Source organism: Sorangiineae bacterium MSr11954 (assembly GCA_037157815.1).
GTDB lineage: Bacteria > Myxococcota_A > Polyangia > Polyangiales > Polyangiaceae > Pendulispora > Pendulispora albinea.
Genome location: CP089984.1, coordinates 1,122,102 through 1,143,786, shown reverse-complemented (window position 1 = coordinate 1,143,786; position 21,685 = coordinate 1,122,102). Strand labels below are relative to the sequence as shown.

Sequence of the window (21,685 nt, the reverse complement as noted above, 5' to 3'; positions counted from 1 at the left end):
CGTCACGGCGTCGCTCCTGTTCCTGTTTTTTTCGCGCCCGGCTTCTCGGGCGCCTTCTGACCTTTGGGCACGACCCGCAGGATCACGCGGGCGTCGGGCTTGAGCCACTGCTGCACCGTCGCGCGAATCCCCTCCCCGGTGGCGCTGCGGTAACGCTCCAAATCGCGCTCCGCGTAGTCCGGTGTGCCGAGCTCCGCCTGGTACAAGTTGAGGATCGACGCGCGCTCCGCGACGCCCTCGAGGCGGGCCACGAAGCCGGTCTCCACGATGTTCTTGGCGCGGGTCAGCTCCTCGGCCTCGAGGGGCTTGGTGCGCACCTTTTGAAGCTCCGCGTCGATGGCCTTCTCGACCCGGTCGAGCGAGACGCCCGGGCGAACCATCACATCGAGCGTGAAGCGCGAGCCGAGCACCCCCGAAGCTTGCACGGCCTCCACGTTCTGCGCGATTTTTTGCTCGTACACGAGCGCCTTGTAGAGGCGGCTCGCTTTGCCGCCGGCCAGGGCGTTCGACAGAAGATCGAGCTCGGCGTCGCCCGGGGAAAAGTGTTTGGGCGTTTGCCACGCCATGATCACCTTGGGGAGCTCGACCTCGTCCTCCATGGTCTCGCGCACGACCGATTTCATGCTGGACGTGTTGTCCGGGAACTCGGACTTGGGCTCCTTGGGCGCGCCGCGCGAGGGGATGGTCTCGAAGTAGGCGCGAATCTTCTCCAGGGTCTCGCCCGCCGCGAAGTCGCCGGCCACCACCAGCGATGCATTGGCGGGATCGTAATACGTGGCGAAGAAGGCTTTGACGTCGTCCACCGTGGCCGCCTCGAGATCCGCGTGGGAGCCGATGACGGGGTGGTGGTACGGATGGCCCTCGGGGTAGAGCAGCTCGGGCAGGCGGAAGTCGACCTTGCCGTAGGGCGTGTTCTCGCCCCGCTGGCGCCGCTCGTTGCGCACGATCTCGCGCTGGGCATCGAGCTTCTTCTGCGTCATGAGCGGGCCGAGATCGCGGAGGCGATCGGCCTCGAGCCAGAGAAACAGCGGCAGGATGGTCTTGGGGCCGACGTCGAAATAGTCGGTGCGGTCTTCGCTCGTCCACGCGTTGTTGGCGCCGCCGAGCGCTTCCATCCACGCGTCGTACGAGCCGGTGGGGGCGCGGCGGGTGCCCATGAACATCAGGTGCTCGAACAGATGGGCAAAGCCGGTTCGCTTGGGGGCTTCGAACCGCGAGCCCACGTTGTACGAGACGTTGACGACCGCCAGGGGCAGCGAATGATCTTCGCTCAGGATGACGGTCATCCCGTTCTTCAATTTGTGAACCACGTGCGGAATGCGGATGCCCTCGGCCGCCGCGGGCCACGCGCCGAGCGCGAGCACCGCCGTCAACGCGAAGGAGGCCACCCTTCGAAGCGCGAATCGTTTCGCAAACATGGCGGAACGGTACGCCCCGGGGGTCCGCGCTGTCGAGCCCCCATCGCGACCGGAGGACTGCCGCATCCGAACGGACCGCTAGCCGCCGCACATTTGGCGGAGCGCCCGGCGATCGAGCTGCCAGGCGGCCACCAGGCACCTCGGTTCTTCAGGAACCCGGCCGAAGGTGTGTACGAGCTTGGTGGCGCGGGCCAGAGGCCCATGATCGAACGTTTGCAGCTCGCGCTCGGGCCGGCCGGTGCAATCCACGTCGACGAGCACGTCGGCGCCCACGGCCTCGATGTAGCACGCGGTCTGGCCGCTAAAGATGTACGGCTGGATATCGTCGTTGACGAGTCCGTCCAAATTGACGACACGCGAGGCGGAGAAATACCCTACGATCCCCGCGTTGAAGGCGACCGCGCGATTTCCCGTATCGCGGACCCACTGGCCGGCCGTGCCCAAGAGGCGATGGTGCGGCCAAATGGGGACGCGCGCCCCGATGAAGCTCAGCACCGCCATCACCAGGACCGCGGTACCCGGAACACGAAGCGGGGTGGCTCGAAAGAGGGCCGAGAACCCCATGCCGCAGAGCAGGGCCATGGGGACGATGAAATGCGCCGTGTACCAAGCTTGGGCGCCGCTCATGCGCAGGGCGTACACGGTATAGGTGCCGAGCACCACGGCCAGCGCGGGAAGCATGGGGACAAGGTGGCGTTCCCCCACGGGCATCCACCGTCGCGCCGGGAGCGCGCGCCGCAACCGCGCGAGCGCGATGGCCACCGCCGATCCGAGCACGAGGGCGCCCGTCCATGCGAGCCATGGGGACGGTGTTTCGATGGCCCACCACCCGAATGGAATGGTGCGCCAGAGGAGGCCCAAGAGGCGAAGCGGGTCGATCCCTTGGGTGCTCGTCCAATACGCCTTCATGCGCGCGCTGCCCTGAAAGAACGATCCCGTGGTGTGGAGCAGATGAAGTCCGTAGCCGAGGAACGTGCCGAGCGCGCCCGCCATGGCGAAGAGGGCCGCGCGGAATCGCTCGCCGCGGCCGGCGATGACCACGCCCAGCGCGCAGAGGCCGATGGGGACGATGGCGTCCACCCGCGCAAGGACGGCCAGGACACCGACCACCAAGCTCGCGCGGGCCCGGCCGCGCAACACCAGCAGCACGAGGAGGGCTTGCGTGGCCACCACGAATGGCCACTCCATCAACATGAGCGGACAGCTCAAACAGGCGCCGCCGCCGAAGACGAGCATGACACCGCACGCGGCGCGCGCATCATGGCCCAAGACGAGCAAGGTGCACCCGGCCGCGAACCAGGTGAGCGCAAAGCCCAAGGCGCCGTGAAGGGACACGAGGAGGTCGGGATCGGCGGTGATCTGCGAGAGGGCAGCGGCGATCCAGGCGTAGAGCGGGTGGAATCCCGTGGTGTGGCTGATTCCGAGGTCGAAGGTCCACTCCCCGCGGCGGGCGAAATTGTCCGCGAGGTTCAAGTAGTAGAAGCCATCGTCGGGAATGCGCGCGAGCTTCGCGTCGAGCGGAAGCCGGCAAAATCGGACCAAGCAGACCAGCTGAATGGCCCCGAGCGCGGGCAATGATAACAAAATACCGCTCACGCCTCGCTTGGAAGCGCGGAGAGCTGCTTGGTTCATGACGAAGAAAGGAAGGAAGACCCGCGCGGGGTCCCCGGTGCGAATGGGCGGGATCCGCCCCAGGGGTTTGGTTCGACGAGTAAGAGTGCCGGGAGGGTCCCGGCACGGGTCAGAAATCGTTCAGGGGCGACGCCATCGCTGAGGAGCGACTCAAAAGTAAAGCTCGACGTTCGCCGAGAGGTGAAGGAGCGGGCGGCCCCACGCGAGGCCGCGGGATGTCGACGGGTTCACGTGGGGCTCGGGCAAGGCATAGCCAACGAGGCTGCCGAGCGACAGGCCAACGAGGGAGGAGATCCGGACGCTTGCTGCGAGCTTGACGAACGGAAGGGCGAAGGTGTTGTTCGAGATCGAAACGGATCCCTGCAAGTACTGCAGCCATCCCCCGGCCATGCCGATGCCTCCCTGGATGGCCCACGCTCCTTCGTTGGGTCGCCATGTGAATACAGGGCCGCCGCCCATCAACCAGGACTTCATCTCCGCCGAGTTCCAATGAGCCTTGATGAGCGGAACGGACGCGAATGCCCCGAGGCCCCACCTCGGGCCGAAGTTGTACCAGCCCTCGACGAGCAAGTTGGCGCCCGTGGTCATGTCCTTGATGAAGGGCACCATCAACGCGGGGCCGACGCTCAGAACGAACTCCGGAGAGGCTGGGTCCCAGCGCTCGGCGCGCGGCGAGGCTTCGGGAGTCGACTCTGGCGCGGTGGGCGCCGCGGGGCGATGCGGCACGGTGTGACGTCGGGCATCGATGGTGGCGCGGACGGCTTCGGCGGAGCGCAAGGCGGTGACGTCGTCCGCGGGGGCTCGGATCACGTCGATGGGCTGCACGCGTCCGGTCGGGTCGAGCATCCAGACGTGAAGGGCGGCGTCGCGGTCGACGTCCACCACGGCGGTGGCGTCGAACGCGTGCGCGGCGTCTTCGAGCTGCTCCCGCGAGGGTTCGACACTTTCGCCCATTGGCTCGGAGGCCGTGGGCCGTCGCGGCCGCGGGCGGACGAACACTTGCCAGCCGAGCGATTCGAGCTCCGCGCGAAGGCGCGCGACGGGGCTGGCGTTTGATTCGCCGAAGACGACGATCCGTACCGGATCGCGGGCGTTGCTTGCGGCGGTTGCGCCGGCGCCCGTGGCGTCGGCGATGGCGCGCGGCGTGGCCGACACGGGTGCGTGCGGCGGGGCCGTCACGGGTGCGTGCGGCGTGGCCCTCGCGGGTGCGTGCGGCGTGGCCGACACGGGTGCGTGCGGCGTGGCTGACACGGGTGCGTGCGGCGTGGCCGTCACGGGCGCGTGCGGCGTGGCCGACACGGGTGCGTGCGGCGTGGCTGACACGGGTGCGTGCGGCGTGGCTGACACGGGCGCGTGCGGCGCGGCCGACACGGGTGCGTGCGGCGTGGCCCTCGCGGGTGCGGGTGTGCCCAGCGCGAGGGAGACGAAGGCGACGAGTGCGACGGAGACGGCGCATGGGCGGGCGCACGTGCACGCAGAGCGGCGGGGCTGGCGGCTGGCCATACGCGGGAAGAATTCGCTCATCGCGGCCCGACGAGTGCGACGGAGACGGCGCATGGGTGGGCGCGCGTGCACGCAGAGCGGCGGGGCTGGCGGCTGGCCATGCGCGGGAAGAATTCGCTCATCGCGGCCCGACGAGCGCGACGGAGACGGCACATGGGCGGGCGCACGCGCGCGCGGAGCAGCGGGGTTGGCGCCTGGCCGTGCGTGCGAAAAGGTTCGCTCATCGCGCGCCGACGAGCGCGACGGAGACGGCACATGGGCGGGCGCACGCGCGCGCGGAGCAGCGGGGTTGGCGCCTGGCCGTGCGCGCGAAAGGGTTCGCTCATCGCGGGCCGGCGAGCTGCGATGCCCTCTCGAAATAAGGGCCGTACGGGTAGAGCCGCAGGTACTGGCGCGCCGTATCGCGCGCCGCGTCCATGTCGCCGACCTGCTCGCGCGCCTCCATCAGGCGCCCGAGGGCTTCGCGCGCGATCAGCCCCGAGGGTCGTTCGCGATAAGCCGTTTCGAACCACGCGGCAGCTTCGTGCGCCCGCCCGCGCGAATCGAGGGTCAATCGACCGAGCTGAAAGGCTGCCCATGCGGCCCGCTCGTCCGAGGGGAAGCGCCGGCGAATTGCGTGCAGTGCGCGCTCCGACTCGTCGAGGTGGCCCGTGAACCGCGCGACATTGGCGAGCGCCACCAGGTCGGAGACATCGCGCTGCTCGCAAAGCCGCGACCACCCCTCGCGTGACGCGGCGGCGTACGCGTCCGCAAATCGGTCGGCGTCGAAGAGGGTCCGCCAGTCCGGTCGCGAGGGGGGTCGCGTTTCGGCCGTCTTCGCCGGCTCCGTTTCGCCTTGCGCCTTCGCCGGCTCCGTTTCACGCGACGGCTTCCCCGGCTCCGCTTGGATCGTTGTCTTCGCCGGCTCCGTTTCGCCTTGCGCCTTCGCCGGCCCCGTTTCACGCGACTCCTTCGCCGGCTCCGTTTGGATCGTCGTCTTCGTCGGCTCCGTTTCACGCGACTCCTTCGCGGTCCTTCGTGCCTCGGGCGCTTGGCTCGCCGCTGGCGCATCCCCCGCGGCCGCGCCTTTCGGAACGGCCCGCTCCTCCGCACACGTAAGCCGCAACGATTCACCGGCGCGAACGGATCGCCCTCCGCCCAAGCCGCAACCGCTCACCACGACGGAGCCCTCCTCGAGCGCCAAGGTGAAGACCTCCTCCGCAGGCTGCCATGCGATCTTGAACTGGGTCCCCGTCACATGCACGTCGAACGGCCCGGCCTCGAAATGCCAGCTGCTCGTCTCCCCATCCGCGCCATCCACATGAACGATGCGCGCGTGCTCCTCCCCCCGCTCGAGGATCACACGCGCACCGCGCCGGCCCGCGTCCACGACACGCGCACGGGACGATGGCGCGAGCACCACCTCGCTGCCATCCGAAAAGCGCACCGGCAGCGGCTTGGCCACAGGCGCCGCGATCCAGCTCCCCGACGCAACCGTCGGCGAAATCGGTGCAATCACCGGCCCTCCGAGCCCCTCCGCAGCACCCTTACCGCCCCCAGCCCCCGCAGAGCCCCCAGCCCCCGCGGAGCCCCCGGCGCCCGCGGAGCTCACAGCCCCCTCGCCTCCGAGCGCCTTCGACCCCCACGGCCCGCGCGCCCAAAAGCCCCACCCGATCGCGGCCAGCGCTGCAAGCGTCGCAAAAGCAAACGCCCACCGATGCAACACGAGCGGCCTCGAGCGCCCCCCCGCGGCATCGGCGGCCGCAGCCGCGGCAAGAAAGCGCGCACGGGCACGCGCAAGCGCATCGCCATTGCGCGCGCTGCGCGCGTCCTGAAGCTCCGCGAGCTTCGCCCCCAAGCGCCCGAGCGGCGACGAAGGCCGCGAACGCGCCGGTTTCATGCGCCGTTCCATCGGTCACCTCGCTGGAGCCACTCGGAGAGGGCAGGATGATGGCGCGCCAAGCTCGTAAAGCGTCGCTCGGCGGCGGCCAGCCGGCGTTTGACGGTGCTGAGCGACATGTCGCACGCCTCCGCGATTTGGAGCAGCTCCATGCCGTCGATGAACCGAAGGGTGAACACGATCCGCTCGTGCACCCCGAGCCGCTCCAGCACCCGGTACGTGGCGGCCAACGCCTCGCTGGCATCGGCATCCGTGCACGCGGAATCGGCCTCCGGCTCCGGCAACTTCTCGTTCGGAAGAAACACGAGCCAGCGCCGCCTTTGACGCCGGCGGATGCACTCGCGGGCCGTGAACACAGCGATCCCCGTCAGCCACGGGCGAAGCGACGAAGCATCGTCGAGCCGCGCGATCCCGGTCATGGCGCGCAGAAAAACCTCCTGCACCAAATCCGGAAGCTCGACGTCGGACCCCAGGATGCGAAGCAAAATGCGCCGCACGTCCGCGGCGTGGGCATCGAAGAAGCGCGCCCGCGCGTCGACGTCGCCGGCCCGCAGCCCTGCAACCAGGAGCTCGTCGCTCGTGACCAGCCGAGGTCCCATGGCGGGCGCGCGCGCTGGAAGCGCCTCTTCGGAGTCGGCAAGCCATCGTCCCACGGAGCCTCTAAAGTGACCCGACGGCCCTTCCACGGGTCAACTTTCGACCAAGCCCGCACAAAGACGCCCATAACCGCCACGACACCCATCGCCGCCGCGACTGCCACCGCCGCCACGACACCCATTGGCACCGCGGCTGCCGTAGCCGCCACGACTGCCCATCGCCACCCACCACCGCGACCGCGACTGCCATCGCGCGCCACCGCCGCCGCGACTGCCACCGCCAATGCAACGCGGCCGCGACACCCCATTGGCACCGCGACTGCCACCGACGCCGCCAACGCGACGCCCACCGTCGCCACGACAGCCACCGCCAACGCCACGACTGCCACCGCCGCCACTGACACCGCGACTGCCACCGCCAACGCGGCCGCGACGCCCACCGCCGCCACGACAGCCACCGCCACCGCCACGACAGCCACCGCCGCCGCGACTGGCACCGCGACTGCCACCGCCAACGCGGCCGCGACGCCCACCGCCGCCACCGCCCCGCTTGCTACCGCATGATGCGCGCACGCACATGGCTCACCAGGAGCTCCAGCGCGACCCGATTCTCGCCCCCCTCGGGCACGATGATATCCGCGAAGCGCTTGGACGGCTCCACGAAGGCCATGTGCATCGGGCGCACGCTCTCGTAATACTGCTTGCGCACTTGACCGAAGGTGCGTCCGCGGTGCTCGAGATCGCGGCGGATGCGGCGCATCAGGCGGATGTCGGCGTCGGTGTCGACGAAGAGCTTCACGTCGAAGAGCGAACGCAAAACTTCGTCGGCCAGAACGAGGATGCCCTCCACCACGATGACCGGCACCGGCTCCACCCGCGTGAGATCGGGGCAGCGATCGTGGCGCGAGAAATCGTAGCTGGGTCGCTCGATGGGCTCCCACGCGCGGAGCGCCGCCACGTGCTGCGCGAGGAGCGGCATCTCCAGCGCGTCGGGGTGATCGTAGTTGACCCGCTCACGCTCCTCGAACGGCAGGTGCGCTTGCGACCGGTAGTAGTGATCTTGCTCGATGAGGAGCCCCGCGCCCGCGGGCAGCGCCGCGAGGATGGCGCGCGCAATGGTGCTTTTTCCGGAACCCGAGCCACCGGCGATTCCGAGTACGAGCGGCGGTGCGTCAGTCACGAGATCGTGCCGTGTGCGCAGTGTACGGTGCCACCGCGCGCTCCCAGGTGGCGCGGTCCACGTTGCGGCCCGTGATGAGGACGACCAGATCGCCGCCGCGCACGCCGAGCGCCAGCGGGAAGCGCTCGCTCGAGCGCATGAGCGGGACGAGCGCGGTGGCGGAGCTGCCCTCCACCAACAACCCGAGATCGCAATAGACGTAGTGCATCGCGCGCCCGATCGCGGCCTCGGAGACCACGATGACCCCGCCGATGGACGAACGCGCCCGCGCAAAGGCGTCGGCGGCGATTCCGCCCTCCAGGCCTTCGGCCAAGGTGGGGCCCTCCGGCAGGAAGCGCTCGATGGCAGCGCCCCGCTCGAGCGAATCCGCCATGACCGGCGAGACTTCACTCTGCACGCCCCATACGCGCGGCACTTGGCCAAGGGTCTCGCCCGCCGCGTCGGCCAAGGACCAGGCCACGCCGGTGGCGAGCCCGCCGCCTCCGAATGGGAGGAGCACATGCTCGGGAACGCGGCCGAGGACCCGCGCGATCTCGTAGCCGAGCGAGCCACCGTTGCCGGCGATGACGTGCAAATCGTTGTACGGCGAGATGAACGACAGCCCCTCGGCCTCGGCCATCTCCATGGCCGCGGCCTCCGCGTCGTCGTAATACGGCGAGGACGCGTACCGAAGCTCGGCGCCGTACGACATGATGCGCTCGCACTTGGCGGCCGGCGCGCCCTGGGGCACGAAGATGGTGGCCCGCACGCCCAGCACCGACGCGGCGTACGCCATGGAGGCGCCGTGGTTGCCGGCGCTCGCCGCCACCACGCGCAGCCCCGAGGCGGTGCCCGCGCGCTTGATGCACGCCTCGATGGACACCAGCGCGCCGCGGACCTTGAAGCTCCCGGTCACCTGCAGGGACTCGATGGCGTACCAGACGCGCGTCTGCCCCGTGGGATCGACGCGCTCGTCGAGATCGGCGGCGCGCACCAAGGTCACCTCGCGCAGGCGCGCGGTGGGGAAGCGGGCCGGGAGCGGCCGCATGTCGTCGAAGAACGCGCGGTGGATGGCGGGGGTCTCGTTCGAGACCGGCGCGAACGGACGATCGGTGATGACTTGGCGCGAGGGGACGACCCTCATGCGCGGCGCGAAATCTCGGTTGGAGCCCTCGGTGGTCATGGCGCGCTCACGGCTTCTTCGCTGCCATCAGCCAAAGCAGCGGGCGGCGGTAGTTCGTGACCATGCGATCGGCGGGGACCTCGTGGCCGAGACCGTTCACGATGTTCATGCGCACCGGGATCTTCGCGTCCTTGAGCATCTTCTCGACGCGCTTGGTGTTCTCCGCCACCTCGTCGTTCTGGCCCGTGTAGAGGTAGACGCGGTGGATGCGCTTCTTGCCTTCCTCGAGGAGGTGCTTGTTCTCCTCGCCCCACCAGTATTGGTCGTTGGCCGCCAGAATGAGCCACTTGTCCCAGGTCTGCGGATCCTTGATGCCGACCTGCATGGCGATGAACGAGCCCTCGCTGAAGCCGATGAGGACATTGTTCCGCAGCTGCACCCGACGGTTGTACTTTGCACGCAATGCCTTGACCACCGAGTCGATGGTGTCCTTGCCCGCAACGGGGTTGTTCCCCCACCCGCGCGCACCACCACCCCGATCCTCGGGGCCTTGCGGGCAGACGACCCACCCAAACTGCGTGGCCACACGCGCCCACTTGCGGCAATCCTCCGAGGGGTTGCCCCCGCGGCCGTGCAGGAACATCAGAATCGGCTGAAGACCGCCCCCGCCAGGCGGGTAAAAATACGCGGCGGCGTGGCCGGGAACCTCGAGCTTCTGCGGATCGCCCGGGCCTGCGCCCTTGGCCCACGCGCTCCCCTCGGCCGCGACGAGACCCGCGAAACTGGCAAGACCGACCAGACCAGGCAGCATCGCGGCGGCGGCAAAACGGGTGGCACGGGCGAGGAAGCTTGGACAACGCATCGGTATAGGCGCCCGAGAATAATCAGCTACGAAATTTGGGCAAGTAGATGGTGACCGACGTCGCGACCCACCCCCGCGGCCTCCGACTCCGACGAAGGCCACGGAATCGTCCGTTCAGTCGTACGACAATGGGTCCCATCGGGATTCGCAATGAACGCTCGCAGATGGAGCGCGCCCTCCGCCGTGCGGATCGCGTGCGCCGCGATGGGCGTACGGCAGTCTCCTTCGACCGCGATCATCACCCCCCGCTCGGTGGCCACGCAAATGCCGGTGACCGGATCGTGCAAGGGTGCGAGCAAGGCGCGCGTGGCCTCGTCGCCCTCGTGCGCTTCGATGCCGAGCGCCCCTTGGCCCACGGCGGGCAGCGACACCTCGGGCGCGAGCAGCTCGGTGACGCGCGCCCCGAGCCCGAGCCGGATCAAGCCGGCGTTGGCCAGGACGATGGCGTCGACCTCGCCCGCGTCCACCTTGCGAAGGCGCGTGTCGACATTGCCGCGCATGGGCACGACGTTCAAATCGGGGCGCGCGTTCTTGAGCGCCACCAGCCGGCGCAGGCTGCTGGTGCCGACCGTGGCCCCGGGGGGGAGCGCGGCGAGCGAAGCATGGCGCGGGGCCACCAGCGCGTCGCGGGGGTCTTCGCGTGCAGGGACGCAGACGATGGCCAGGCCCTCGGGGATGACGCCCGGCACGTCTTTGATGGAGTGCACCGCGATTTGCGCGCGGCCATCGAGCAGGCGCTCTTCGATTTCTTTTACGAAGAGCCCTTTGCCCCCGATGTCCGCGAGCGGGCGATCTTGGATCTTGTCGCCGCTGGTGACGACCTGTTCTTCGACCCACTCGACGTGCGGATGGATCGCCCGCAAGCGCGCGATCACGGCGCGGCATTGGGCGAGGGCGAGGAGCGATTTTCGAGTGGCGTAGACCAGGCGCATCGGGCGGCATTCTCTAATGCGGAAGCCGCTCGTCGTCATCCTTCTCGGCGACGGAGCCGGCCCCGGACCCGAACGGGCCCGCGATCTCCGGCGGATCCGAGGTGCGGGGCGGCTCGGGCAAATCGAACAGGTGCTTGATGGCGTTCACGTGCTCGCCCTCGGTGCCGTTGGCGGCGCCGGCCTTGAGGCGGGTGGTGGGCGCGTGCAAAAGCTTGTTCACGGCGCTCTCCATCATTTGCTCGAGCGCGGCGCGGTCGCCCTCCCCGAGGTGCTTCAAACGCCCCGACAGGGTGCGCTCCAATTCCCCGAGCAAGACGGCGCGCGTCTTGGCGCGCAGGGCGACGACGGCGGGTTGCACGTCGAGACCTCGCGCCCACGAGACGTACTCGGTGAGCTCGGCGTTGACGATTCGCTCCGCCACACTGACTTCTTTCTGCCTGGACTTCAGCCCCTCGGCGACCTGCTGCTCGAGGTCATCGACATTGAAGACGTACACGTTGTCGAGCCCGTGCACGGCCGGGTCCACGTTGCGTGGGACGGCAATGTCGATGAAAAACAAGGTGCGCCCTTTGCGGGCGCGCATGGCGCGTTTGACCATGTCCGCCGTGACGACGAACGTGTTCGCGCCGGTGCTGGTGACCACCACGTCGGCCATGCGCAGCTCGTCCTCGAGCGCGCTCCACGGAGAGCAGGTGCCGCCGAACTCCTTGGCCAGCGCCTCGCCGGTCGCAAAGGTGCGGTTGACGATGCGAATGGGGCGTCCGCCGCGGCCGAGGCTCTTGGCCGCGGCCTCCGCCATTTCGCCCGCGCCGACGAGGAGAACCGTGTGGTCCGCGAGATCGCCGAAGATCCGCCGCGCGAGATCCACGGCCACGCTGCTGATGCTCACCAGGCCCGCGCCGAGCGCCGTCTCGCTGCGCACGCGCTTGGCCACGGTGAACGCGCGGTGCACGCACCGGCCGAGCAGATGTCCCAAGGTGCCCGCCGCCAGCGCGGCCTCGTACGCGTCCTTCACCTGGCCGAGGATCTGCGGCTCGCCGAGGACCATCGAGTCGAGGCTGGCGGTCACGCGGAAGATGTGCCGGACCGCATCCTCGCCGTGCTTCTCGTAGAGGTACTGAGAAATCTCCGAGGGCGACACGCTCGCGTACGCGGCCAGGACCTCGCGGATGGCCAGGAGCGCTTGCTTGACGCCGCCCCGCGCTGCGGCGTTGGCGAAAACTTCCACGCGGTTGCAGGTGGACAGAAAGACGGTCTCCCGCAGCTCCGGTCGTCCAGCCAGGCGCGCGAGCACTTGCGGCAACGCGTCACCGTTGGCGGCGAAGCGCTCACGCACTTCTACAGGCGCGGTTCGATGCGAGAGGCCAACGACGAGGAGAGAGATCACAATTTATCCATCCCGGTCAGATCGAGTGCCTGCAAGTCCTGCACCGGGACCGGACTTCGCAGCAAGTAGATGAGGAGCACCAGCACGGCGAAGCCAAAGCCGGCGATCGTTCCATAGGCAGCCCGGCGCCCGCGCCACCCGGCGACGGCTCGAAGGACCAGGACCGAGGCAAAGAGGATCCAGGTGGCGTAACCGAACGCGGCGCGCGCAATTTCGGCGGAGCCTGCGATATCGATGCGCCGCGCCCATACGGTGCCCGTGAGGATGCCGATGGTGAGCATCGGAAAGCCAGCCAGCAGAAAAACGTGCTCGGCTTTGTCGAGCGCATCGAGCGGCGGAAGGCGCTGAAAGAGGCCGCCCACTTGCTTCGTCTTGAGCCGATTTTCCTGCACGAGGTACGCGACGGCCGCGCAGAAGGCCAAGGTGAACAGCGCCTCACCGAGCAAGTTCACCGTCACGTGCAGCGGCAAAATCGCGCTCTTCATGCGCGCCGAAGGCTCCTGCGCGCCGATGGCCGCGACGCGCGAGGCGAGCAAAAACGTGAGCGCCAGCGGGGCGACCAAGGCACCCAGACCGTCGATGCGGTAACGGCTGCGCGCGACCAAATAGGCCGCACAGGCGAGCACCGAGACGACGCTCATCCCAAAGTGCATGTCCTCCACCGGGCACACTTTCAGCACGAGGGACGACATGACGATGTGCCCAGCGTGCATCACCGCCCCTGCCAGCACGAAGCGCGCGCCGTACGCGACGCTCCCCCACTTGCGGGAGCGCGAAACGTGGGCGTCGCCGGGGTCCTTCGATCGACCGGCGCCCGCGAGGTACGCCACGAAAAGAACCGTCGCCACGAGATAGCTCGCCGCGGTCAGGACGAAGAGCAGGTCGGAGGCGTGGGCCATGGTCATGGGGAGGGATCCGGGGCGGTTCCGTAAGGTGCGTGATTTGAGGGCAGCGCTATTTTAGGGTCCGCAAGAGGAAGCGCGCGAGGAGATCTTCGTCGGTTTTTGGCTCGTCACCCTCGAAATCGTGGCTGCCGCGCGTGGCGCGATCCACCGAGGCCACATGCTCGTCGAAGGTTCCCACGGGGGCGCCCAACCATCCCGTTTCCACATCGTAGGCGTTGTCGCCGAGGATCATCGAGTTCTCCAGGAGCTCGGCGCCGAACTCTTGCAAAAAGACCTTGGATTTCACGCGCCCGACCAGATCGTTCTGATCCTCGCTGCCTGAAACCTCGCGCACCACGTGGACGGCCTCCGCAAGCTGATAACGGCGCGCTTCCCCCACGATGGTCAGTTCTGTACCGCGCAGGTCGACCGCGCCACCGATGAGCCATTGGTCGAGGGCGGTTTGCGGGAAGAAGACCCGATTTTGCATCGCTTGGACTATACCCCTTTTTGCTCGATGGACTTTCTCGCCGTGTACGAGGCGATGGTGACGTGCGGCGGAACGCCCCCATTCGCGTCCCGTATCAAGGAAATGCGGCACCATTTCGAGGAGCGGACGGGTCGGTTTGGACCGGACGATCCCTGGTTCGAGGTGCGCATCCGCGCTTTTTGGGACGATGCGCTCACCACGCAAGGCCTGGCCACCACGGTCGCGTCTGCTACATCGGGACCCTTGCGCCAAGCGATTCTGGCGTGGACCCGACCGCTGGCGCGCGCCCACCGCGGGCTCTTCCACGCGGAGCGGGGCGAGGACGGCTGGAAGCTGGTGGACCGCTGGTCGGGCGCGGAGTTCGTGGTGGGGATGCCCGATCCCGGTCTTCACGAGGCGCTTCAGGCCTCGGCGCTCTTGGACGGCCGGGTGGTCGCGCGCGATAACCCGATGGAGATCGCGCTGTTGCCGGGGGCGTTGTTCCACCCGGAGGACGCCACCGACCCGATTGGGCACGTGCTGGACGCTGCGCACGAGCGCGGCATGGTTGGGGGTGACACCCTCGATGCGCTCTTGCGCATGGAGCGAAATCTGAGATCACATGCGCGGGTGAAAGCGTCCTACGCTTACCGCCCGGAAAATCTCGTGGGAACCTCGCCCAGGGCGACCCTCCGAAAGCCGTTCAAGAGCCCCTAGAATCACCGAGAAGACGGAAAATCTGCCGTGCCGCTACCGCCCACGTTCGAAGTTCGATTGACCGAAAAACGCCAACTCTCCCCCGCAGTTCGGGAGCTCACCTTCGAGCGCGGCGACGGCACCCCGTTCGCGTTCGAGGCGGGGCAGTGGATCAGCCTGATTCTCCCGCGGGTCGAGGGGGAGCTTCGCCGAAGCTACTCCATCGCGTCGCCGCCCGCGGGCTCGTCGCGGTTTCAGCTGGCCATCACCCATGTCGAGGGCGGGCCGGGGTCCACGTTTTTGCACGAGCTCGCGCCGGGAGCGACCTTGACCGCGGTTGGGCCGCAGGGCTTCTTCACGCGGCCGCTCGATAAGACGGGCCCCTCCCTGTTCATCGCCACCGGAACCGGCGTGACCCCCCTGCGGAGCATGATCAAGACGGCGGTCGCGGTCGGGCACGGCTTGCCCATGTGGCTCGTCTTCGGCGTCCGCCGCGAGAGCGACCTTCTCTATCGCGACGAGTTCGAGGAGCTCGCCCAGAAGCACCCCCATATCCGCTTCGAGCCGACATTATCCCGCGGCAGCGAGGTGTGGACCGGACGCCGGGGTTATGTGCAGACGCATGTCCCGGATCTTTGGCATGCGCTGGCGAACCTGGGGCTTGGCGCGCCACACGCCTATATTTGCGGCCTCAAGCGGATGGTGAGCACGGTGCGCGATCTGCTTCGCAAGGAGTTGAACGCCACGCGCGAGCAAGTTCACTCGGAGCGTTACGACTGAGCGCAAGCTGGACGGCGGACCGACCAGGCTTGGCGCGTTTTGTTGCGCTTTGTCCGAAGACACCCGAACATCGAAAGGGGATACTTTACGGAAGCCCCCGCGAAAGGCAGATTCAACGACAGCCATGGTAGCGCCCCGTCGAAAGCTCGATCTCAGGAAGACGCTCTTCTTGCTGCCCAACATGATCACGCTTTCGAGCATCTTCTGCGGGTTCGATTCGATCCGCCTGAGCAGCGAGGCCACGAGCGACGACGATTTTTACCGCGCCTCGATCCTGCTCGTCTTCGCGCTCCTGTTCGACATGCTCGATGGCCGCGTCGCGCGCCTCACCAAGACGCAGAGCGCCTTCGGCCTCCAAATCGACTCGCTGGCCGACGTGATCTCCTTCGCCTGCGCGCCCGCCATCCTCGTCTACCGATGGTCGCTCCATCAAAAGGGCGTGCTCGGTCTGGTGGTCGCGTTCTGCTTCGTGGGCGCCGGCGCCGTGCGCCTCGCACGTTTCAATGTGCTGACCATGGGCGAAGGTGGCAAGCCCACCAAGCCGGGCAAGTACATCGTGGGGCTCACCGTCCCGGGCGCCGCCGGCATCCTCATCTCGCTGGTGGTGGCCAACCACGCCGTCGCCGGCAGCCTGGCGGGGCCCAAGTACGTGTGGCCGATGATCGTGCTCACGTTGTTCCTGACGTTCCTGATGGTCTCGACCATCAAGTTCCGGTCGTTCAAAGACCTGCGCTTCAACGCCAGCTCGGTGGCGCTGGTGGCCTTCGCGGTAGGGTCGAGCGTCGTGGTGGGGCTGCAGTACCGGCCGGCGTTCGTCTTGATCTGGCTCCTGTCCGTCTACGTGGGCATCGGCCTCTTCGAGATGATCGTCTCGCTCCCGCGCCGCCGCCGCGAACGGGCCCGGGCGCGCGCGAGCTTGCCGCCGACCTGACGGGTCGTGAGCTAGGCTCTTGCTCGACGAGATTCACTACTACCGAGAGCGCGCACGGCAAGCGGCCGCGCGGGGCAACTACGACGACGCCATTCTGGCGCTGATCACGGTCGCGCAGCAGACGCAGATCTCCGAGAGCGACTATGTCTCGATCCTGCGGCCGCTCGAGTCGGCGCTGGCCAAAAAGGGCGATGCGCGCAGCGCGCTCACGGTCGGCTGGTATTTGTCGCAGTCGGACCGGTCGCCGCCGGACATGCGCGGGGAGCGGGAGCGCGTGCTCGATTCGCGGATGCTGCGCACGGTGCCGCACGTCGATCGGGCGCGCACCTTGGCCTCGGCGGGAGAGGTCGCGGCGGCGGGGCGCGAGATGGAGGAGAGCGGCCTGGTGGCGTCGGCCGCCATTTATCGGGAGAAGGCGGGGCAGTGGCAGGAGGCGCGGGCGCTCTGGTCGCGGCTCTCGCAGGTGCTTCGAGGGCCGCGGAGCGCGGCGGGGAGCATGGGGAACGCCGACGCGTACCATGCGGCGCTGGCGCAGTTCAATCTCGCGCGGTGCGCGAAGCAGTGCGGCGATCCTTCGCAGGCGCGCGAGGCCATCGTGGCGGCGGTGCGGCTGCTCGAAGAAGCGGCGGATCACTTCGAGTCGCTCGGGCAACGGGAGCGGGCGTTCGATTGCTTTCAGGTGCTGGTGCAAATCGGGCGCGAGGGGGGGATGTTCGAGAACATCCTCGAGGGATACGTGAATTGCATTCGGATCCTTCGCGAGGATCATTTGAAGTACTTCGCGCTTCAGTACTTCGAGGATGCGCTCTCGGTCGCCAAGGAGCACAAAGAATATTCGGCCGCCGCGACCCTGGCGCGCGAAGCGTCCGAGTACGCGAGGGCGCTCTCCCTCCACTCCGCGAGCACCTACTACGCGACGGTGCAGGCGCAGCTCTGGCACGACGTGGCCGCGCAGCAGATCGAGCGCGGCGCGCCGCCCGAGATCGCGGAGAATGCGCTGCTGGCGGCCATCGTTTCGCTGGGGGAGCTGGGGCAGTTCGTGCAAGTGGGGGTGCTCTACGACAAGCTGAGTCAGATGGACTTGGAGCCGACGCGAAAGGCGCACTATGCGCGCGCGGCCAAGCGGTACGCGGGCGTTCGCGACGAGATGCTGAACGCGGCGCAGCTCCCGTCGCACCTGCGGCAGGACAATCACATGACCGAGGTGTGGCACGTCGATCTGGTGGAGTGGGAGCAGCAAGGAAGCGCGGCCGAGGCGTGCGCCGACTTGCTCCTCAACCCCGCCCTCCCCGATCTGATCCGCCGCAAGGCATTGCTGACGCGGCTCACGGCCTTCGCCGTCGAGCCGGTCCCCAAGAGCGGCGCCATCATGGGCGATGGCCCCAGCGACGCCGCCGCCACCAACGCGCGCGTGCGGCTGGCCGAGCAGCTCTCCCAGCTTCAAATGTACGCGGTGCTCTCTCCGCTCGAGCGGCTGTTCACGCGCCCCGAGCGCCAGGTGCGCATCGCGGTCATGAACGCGATGCAGTCGCTCTTCTTCAAGCGCAGCTTCGTCACCGTCCGCGCCGGCCTCGGCGATCCCGATCCCGCCGTGGTGGAGCAAGCCGCGCGCGCCGTCGAGTCCCTTTATTTTCCCCACGCCTTCGATCCGCTCGCCCGCATCGTGCGCGAATCCTCCTCCGCCCCCGTGCGCGCCGCCGCCCTGCGCGCCCTCGCCCACGTCGATTCGCGCGAGGCCGCCGAGTTTTTACTGGGCGTCCTGGAACATGGCGCGCCCATCGATCGCCACGCGGCGCTCGAGGGGCTCAAGCGAACGCGCGGCTCGCGCTTCGTCGAATTGGCGCGCGCGTCGCTCGGGGCAAGCCCGCCCGATGTGCAGCATGCGCTGCGAGAGATTTTGCGGGCGCGGGGGATCGCGGCGTGATTTCGACGCGCGCCACCGATGCGCACCATCGGCGCGCGACCGCTTAACGCTGCGACGGAGGCGGGTTAGCCGTAAATGGCGTCGACGGCGACGTCGCGGCCGTGCACGTGGATGCTCTGACCTGCGCCGGCGATTTGCGTCGTCCACTCGCCGTCGCGAAGGGAGCGCACCTCGATGCGGCGCTCGTTCTGCGAGACGAGCACGTATTCTTTGAGAGAAGAGAGCTTCTTGTACGCGTCGAACTTGCTGCCGCGATCGTAGCGCTCCGTCGAGTCCGAGAGCACTTCGACGATCAACGTGGGGTTCATCACGGCTTCGCCGATGCTCTTGCCATTTCTGTCATGCACCACGCGTGTCACCAGGGGGCCGCACACGATGCTGACGTCGGCGTACGTGTGAAGCTGCGCGGCTTCGATGAAAATGGGTGTATCGGACAAGAACAGCTCGCAGTTCTCGTCGAGCAACGAACCAAACACCCGCAAGAGGAAACGTCCTCCGAGCCTCCCGTGCTCGGGCGTTCCCCGGGTCATCGCACGAACTACACCGTCCACCCACTCGTGTCGCTCGTCGCTCTGCGTCTCCATGCGCAGAAACTCGTCGTAAGGAACGTAGCGAGGGCTTTGTACGGCGACCACGGCGGCTTCTCCTAACCGATCGCCATCAGCTTACCCGATCGCCCCGCCGCACGCGAACCACCCGCACGGCTCACTCACGGGCCGCCTCTTCGCCCTATACTCCGCGCCATGCAACGCATCTTGATCCTCGGTGCCACCTCTTCGATTGCGGCCGAAGCCGCACAAATTTATGCCCTGCGGGGCGATCGACTCCACTTGGTCGGACGCAACCCCGACAAGCTCGCCGAGGTCGCGCGGCGCTGTGGGAATGTGCGGGTGACGACGGAAGCGGCCGATTTTGCCAAGCTCGAGTCGAACGAAGCGGTTGCGACGCGGGCGATGGCGGCCCTGGAAGGGATCGATACGGTGCTCGTCGCCCATGGCGATATCGGGGACCAGCTGGCGAGCGAGCGCTCGTTCCAGGAGGCGGAAGCCATTTTGCGCACCAACTTCACGAGCGTCGTGTCGTTGCTCATTCCCCTGGCGAACCATATGGAAGCGATGCGCGCGGGGCGCATCGGGGTCATTACGTCGGTCGCGGGCGACCGCGGACGACCGCGCAATTACACGTACGGCGCGGCCAAGGGCGCGCTCAATGTTTATCTTCAAGGGCTGCGCACACGGCTCTACGCCGCGGGGGTGACGGTGACCACGCTCAAGCTCGGCCCCGTCGATACGCCGATGACGCGCGATCATGCCAAGCACGCCCTGTTCGGAAAGCCCGCGCAGGTCGCGCGCGACATCGTGGTCGCCATCGACGCGGGCACACCCGAGGCATACGTGCCATCGTTTTGGCGCGCCATCATGCCGGTGGTGAAGAACACGCCCGAGCGCGTCTTCCAGCTCTTGCCGTTCCTCTCCGGGCGATGAGCGCCGGAGCGCGCGCCGTCAAAAGTTGATTTTGCGCATCACGAAGCGGGGCAGCCAGCGGATGATGAGCAGGATCAGCGCCCAGATGCCCGGCGCGTAGAGGACGGGCTTGCGCGCGTCCATCGCGCGCACCACGCTGGCCGCCACGCGATCGGGCTCGCCCGCGAACGGCGGGGGCTTCAACCCGGTGGTCATCGCCGTCTTGACGAAGCCCGGCTTCACGCAGAGCACCGACAGGCCGGCCGCGTGGAACTTGTGGTCCAGCGCCTCGAGGTACACCGATAGCCCCGCCTTGCTCGAGCCGTAGATGGCCACCGGCTTGCGGCCTCGGTCGCCCGCCACCGACGAGAACACGGTGAGCCGGCCGCCGCCGCGCGACAAAAGGCGCTTGCGCGCGTGCTCGCAGAACACCACGGTGTTGGCGTAGTTGACGGTGACCAGCCTCCGCGCCAATTCGACGTCGGCCTCGAGCGCGTCTTGGGTCGCGAACATGGCCGCGGTGACGATGACCGAATCGAAGCCGCCGAGGGCGGAGTCGGCCGCGTCCAGCGCCGCGGCGAAGCCTTCGGGGCGCTCGAGATCGCAGAGCGCGTAGCCGATGGGGGCGTGCTTGGGGTGCCGCGCCTTCAAGTCGCTGGCGCTGCGCTCGAGATCGGGTTCGTCGAGCCCCAAAAGGAAGACGGCGTCGCCGCGCTCGGCGAGGCGCTGCGCGATCGCTCGTCCCATTCCGCTGGTGCCGCCGAGAACGACTGCCTTCAAACAGGATCTCCGAACAGACGCACCGATTGGGCGCTCCGCAGACGCCTCTGCGGATCCCACTTCTCGCGGACGGCCAAGAACTTCTCGAGCCGCGGCTCCATCGCCCGGAAGTGAGCGGGCCGGGTGAAGCGATCCTTCGTGAGATAGATGCGCCCGCCCGCCTCGATGACGAACTCGTTCAGGCTGTCGACCACACGCTGAATGTCCGGCGAGACGGCCATGTCGACCGCGATGGACGTGCCCTCCAGGGGAAAGGACAGCATCCCCTTCCCCTCGGGCCCGCAATCCTTGATTACGCACAGCGGGGAGGCCGCGCCCAGCTTGGTCAGCCGATCCATGAACTCGCGCACGGCCGCAGCTCCCGCGGCGCGCGGCAAGACGCACTGGTACTGCGTAAAACCGCGTGCACCATACACGCGATTCCAATCGTGGATCGCGTCGAGCGGATAAAAGAACGGCTCGGGCGCGATCGGGCCTTTGAAATGCCGCCGAAAGTGTCTCCAGTAGAAGGCCGCGTTGAACGCCTTTGCGGTGAACGGGTTGAGCGCCCAGTTCGGGAACTCGAACGGGACCGATTTTTCGCGCGTTGGCCGCGGCGGCTCGGCGGAGACCTCACCCGGCTCGGCCCAGCGGCCCGCCATGAGGATGCCGCGCCCCATGGTGCGACCGCGGTGCAGGCAATCGATCCACCCCATGGTCATCGGCCACTTCGGCGCGGCCTCGCCGAGGGCGGCGAGGAAGGCATCGAGGTCGGCGACCCGCTCGCTCTCCATCCACACCCACGGCCCGGGAATGCGGTGCAGCACGAACTCCACCTCGAGGATGTGCCCGAGCAGGCCCATCCCGCCGATGGTGGCGTAAAACAAATCCGCGTGCTCGGCGGGCGAGCACTCGATGAGGCTATCGTCGGCGAGGCGCATGCGGAGCGCGCGCACGTGGGCGCCGAAGCACCCCTCGCGGTGATGGTTCTTGCCGTGCACGTCGCTGGCGACCATGCCGCCGAGGGTCACGAATTTGGTCCCCGGCGTGACGGGGGAGAACCAGCCGCGGGGGATGAAGAGCCGATTCAGCTCCACCAGCGAGACGCCCGCCTCCGCACGAAGCACCCCGGTGGAAGGGTCGAAGTGGAGGATGCGGTTTGCCAGGCGGGTGGCCACCACCTTGTCGCTCGCCTTGGCGGGGAGCGACGAGTCGCCGTACGAGCGCCCCAGGCCGCGGCAGAGGACGGCGCCGTAGGTGGCGGTCTCCAGGTTTTCCGCCATCGATT

20 protein-coding genes are annotated in these 21,685 nt (G+C 68.1%); 5 read left to right on the top strand and 15 right to left on the bottom strand.

Annotated elements, in window-relative coordinates; genetic code table 11:
• Positions 1-2: 2 nt before the first annotated feature.
• The 12 genes from LZC94_04675 to LZC94_04620 form a co-directional block, all read right to left on the bottom strand.
• A complete protein-coding gene (locus LZC94_04675) occupies positions 3-1,418 on the bottom strand; it encodes an insulinase family protein (protein ID WXB16575.1) in 1,416 nt (471 codons plus the stop codon).
• Between the two features lie 78 nt (positions 1,419-1,496).
• Positions 1,497-3,050 (bottom strand): hypothetical protein, encoded by a 1,554-nt coding sequence (locus LZC94_04670; protein ID WXB16574.1) that lies wholly within the window; start codon positions 3,048-3,050, stop codon positions 1,497-1,499.
• 150 nt (positions 3,051-3,200) lie between these two features.
• Positions 3,201-4,229 (bottom strand): hypothetical protein, encoded by a 1,029-nt coding sequence (locus LZC94_04665; GenBank protein ID WXB16573.1) that lies wholly within the window; start codon positions 4,227-4,229, stop codon positions 3,201-3,203.
• A gap of 646 nt (positions 4,230-4,875) precedes the next feature.
• Positions 4,876-6,432 carry a FecR domain-containing protein gene (locus tag LZC94_04660; protein ID WXB16572.1) on the bottom strand — a complete coding sequence of 519 codons (1,557 nt, stop codon included), beginning with the start codon at positions 6,430-6,432 and terminating at the stop codon, positions 4,876-4,878.
• Complete coding sequence (locus LZC94_04655) at positions 6,429-7,085, bottom strand: sigma-70 family RNA polymerase sigma factor (GenBank protein WXB16571.1); 657 nt, start codon at positions 7,083-7,085, stop codon at positions 6,429-6,431. Before LZC94_04655 ends, LZC94_04660 begins: the two co-directional genes overlap by 4 nt.
• Positions 7,086-7,581: 496 nt before the next feature.
• A complete protein-coding gene (gene udk, locus LZC94_04650) occupies positions 7,582-8,208 on the bottom strand; it encodes a uridine kinase (protein ID WXB16570.1) in 627 nt (208 codons plus the stop codon).
• Entirely contained in the window at positions 8,201-9,370 is a 1,170-nt protein-coding gene (locus LZC94_04645) for a pyridoxal-phosphate dependent enzyme (GenBank protein WXB16569.1), read from the bottom strand. The genes udk and LZC94_04645 overlap by 8 nt, the downstream gene beginning before the upstream one ends.
• Before the next feature lie 7 nt (positions 9,371-9,377).
• Positions 9,378-10,121, bottom strand: a complete 744-nt coding sequence (locus tag LZC94_04640; protein ID WXB16568.1) for a hypothetical protein — start codon at positions 10,119-10,121, stop codon at positions 9,378-9,380.
• A 77-nt stretch (positions 10,122-10,198) separates the two neighbouring features.
• Positions 10,199-11,104, bottom strand: a complete 906-nt coding sequence (hemC, locus tag LZC94_04635; GenBank protein ID WXB16567.1) for a hydroxymethylbilane synthase — start codon at positions 11,102-11,104, stop codon at positions 10,199-10,201.
• 13 nt (positions 11,105-11,117) lie between these two features.
• Complete coding sequence (gene hemA, locus LZC94_04630) at positions 11,118-12,440, bottom strand: glutamyl-tRNA reductase (protein ID WXB16566.1); 1,323 nt, start codon at positions 12,438-12,440, stop codon at positions 11,118-11,120.
• 47 nt (positions 12,441-12,487) lie between these two features.
• Positions 12,488-13,396 (bottom strand): cytochrome c biogenesis protein CcsA, encoded by a 909-nt coding sequence (gene ccsA / locus LZC94_04625; protein ID WXB16565.1) that lies wholly within the window; start codon positions 13,394-13,396, stop codon positions 12,488-12,490.
• 49 nt (positions 13,397-13,445) lie between these two features.
• Positions 13,446-13,865 (bottom strand): hypothetical protein, encoded by a 420-nt coding sequence (locus LZC94_04620; protein WXB16564.1) that lies wholly within the window; start codon positions 13,863-13,865, stop codon positions 13,446-13,448.
• Positions 13,866-13,892: 27 nt separating this feature from the next.
• On the opposite strand from LZC94_04620, the gene LZC94_04615 reads away from it, so the two are divergent.
• The 4 genes from LZC94_04615 (at position 13,893) to LZC94_04600 (ending at position 18,175) form a co-directional block, all read left to right on the top strand.
• Positions 13,893-14,561: a hypothetical protein gene (locus tag LZC94_04615; GenBank protein WXB16563.1), complete on the top strand. Its 669-nt coding sequence runs from the start codon at positions 13,893-13,895 to the stop codon at positions 14,559-14,561.
• 27 nt (positions 14,562-14,588) lie between these two features.
• The gene (locus LZC94_04610; GenBank protein WXB16562.1) at positions 14,589-15,320 is read left to right on the top strand and encodes an FAD-dependent oxidoreductase; all 732 of its coding nucleotides are present in this window, start codon (positions 14,589-14,591) and stop codon (positions 15,318-15,320) included.
• Positions 15,321-15,444: 124 nt separating this feature from the next.
• Positions 15,445-16,251: a phosphatidylcholine/phosphatidylserine synthase gene (locus LZC94_04605; GenBank protein WXB16561.1), complete on the top strand. Its 807-nt coding sequence runs from the start codon at positions 15,445-15,447 to the stop codon at positions 16,249-16,251.
• A 19-nt stretch (positions 16,252-16,270) separates the two neighbouring features.
• Positions 16,271-18,175, top strand: coding sequence for a HEAT repeat domain-containing protein (locus LZC94_04600; protein WXB16560.1), 1,905 nt, complete (start codon positions 16,271-16,273; stop codon positions 18,173-18,175).
• 65 nt (positions 18,176-18,240) lie between these two features.
• Here LZC94_04600 and LZC94_04595 read toward each other — a convergent pair whose 3' ends face one another.
• Positions 18,241-18,810, bottom strand: a complete 570-nt coding sequence (locus LZC94_04595; protein WXB16559.1) for a Uma2 family endonuclease — start codon at positions 18,808-18,810, stop codon at positions 18,241-18,243.
• Positions 18,811-18,918: 108 nt separating this feature from the next.
• Between LZC94_04595 and LZC94_04590 the strand changes: the two genes are divergently transcribed.
• On the top strand, positions 18,919-19,659 hold the full coding sequence (locus LZC94_04590; GenBank protein WXB16558.1) for an SDR family NAD(P)-dependent oxidoreductase: 741 nt from the start codon (positions 18,919-18,921) through the stop codon (positions 19,657-19,659).
• Positions 19,660-19,677: 18 nt separating this feature from the next.
• Here LZC94_04590 and LZC94_04585 read toward each other — a convergent pair whose 3' ends face one another.
• Positions 19,678-20,418, bottom strand: a complete 741-nt coding sequence (locus LZC94_04585) for an SDR family NAD(P)-dependent oxidoreductase (GenBank protein ID WXB16557.1) — start codon at positions 20,416-20,418, stop codon at positions 19,678-19,680.
• Positions 20,415-21,680 (bottom strand): FAD-binding oxidoreductase, encoded by a 1,266-nt coding sequence (locus LZC94_04580; GenBank protein ID WXB16556.1) that lies wholly within the window; start codon positions 21,678-21,680, stop codon positions 20,415-20,417. The genes LZC94_04585 and LZC94_04580 overlap by 4 nt, the downstream gene beginning before the upstream one ends.
• Positions 21,681-21,685 lie beyond the last annotated feature (5 nt).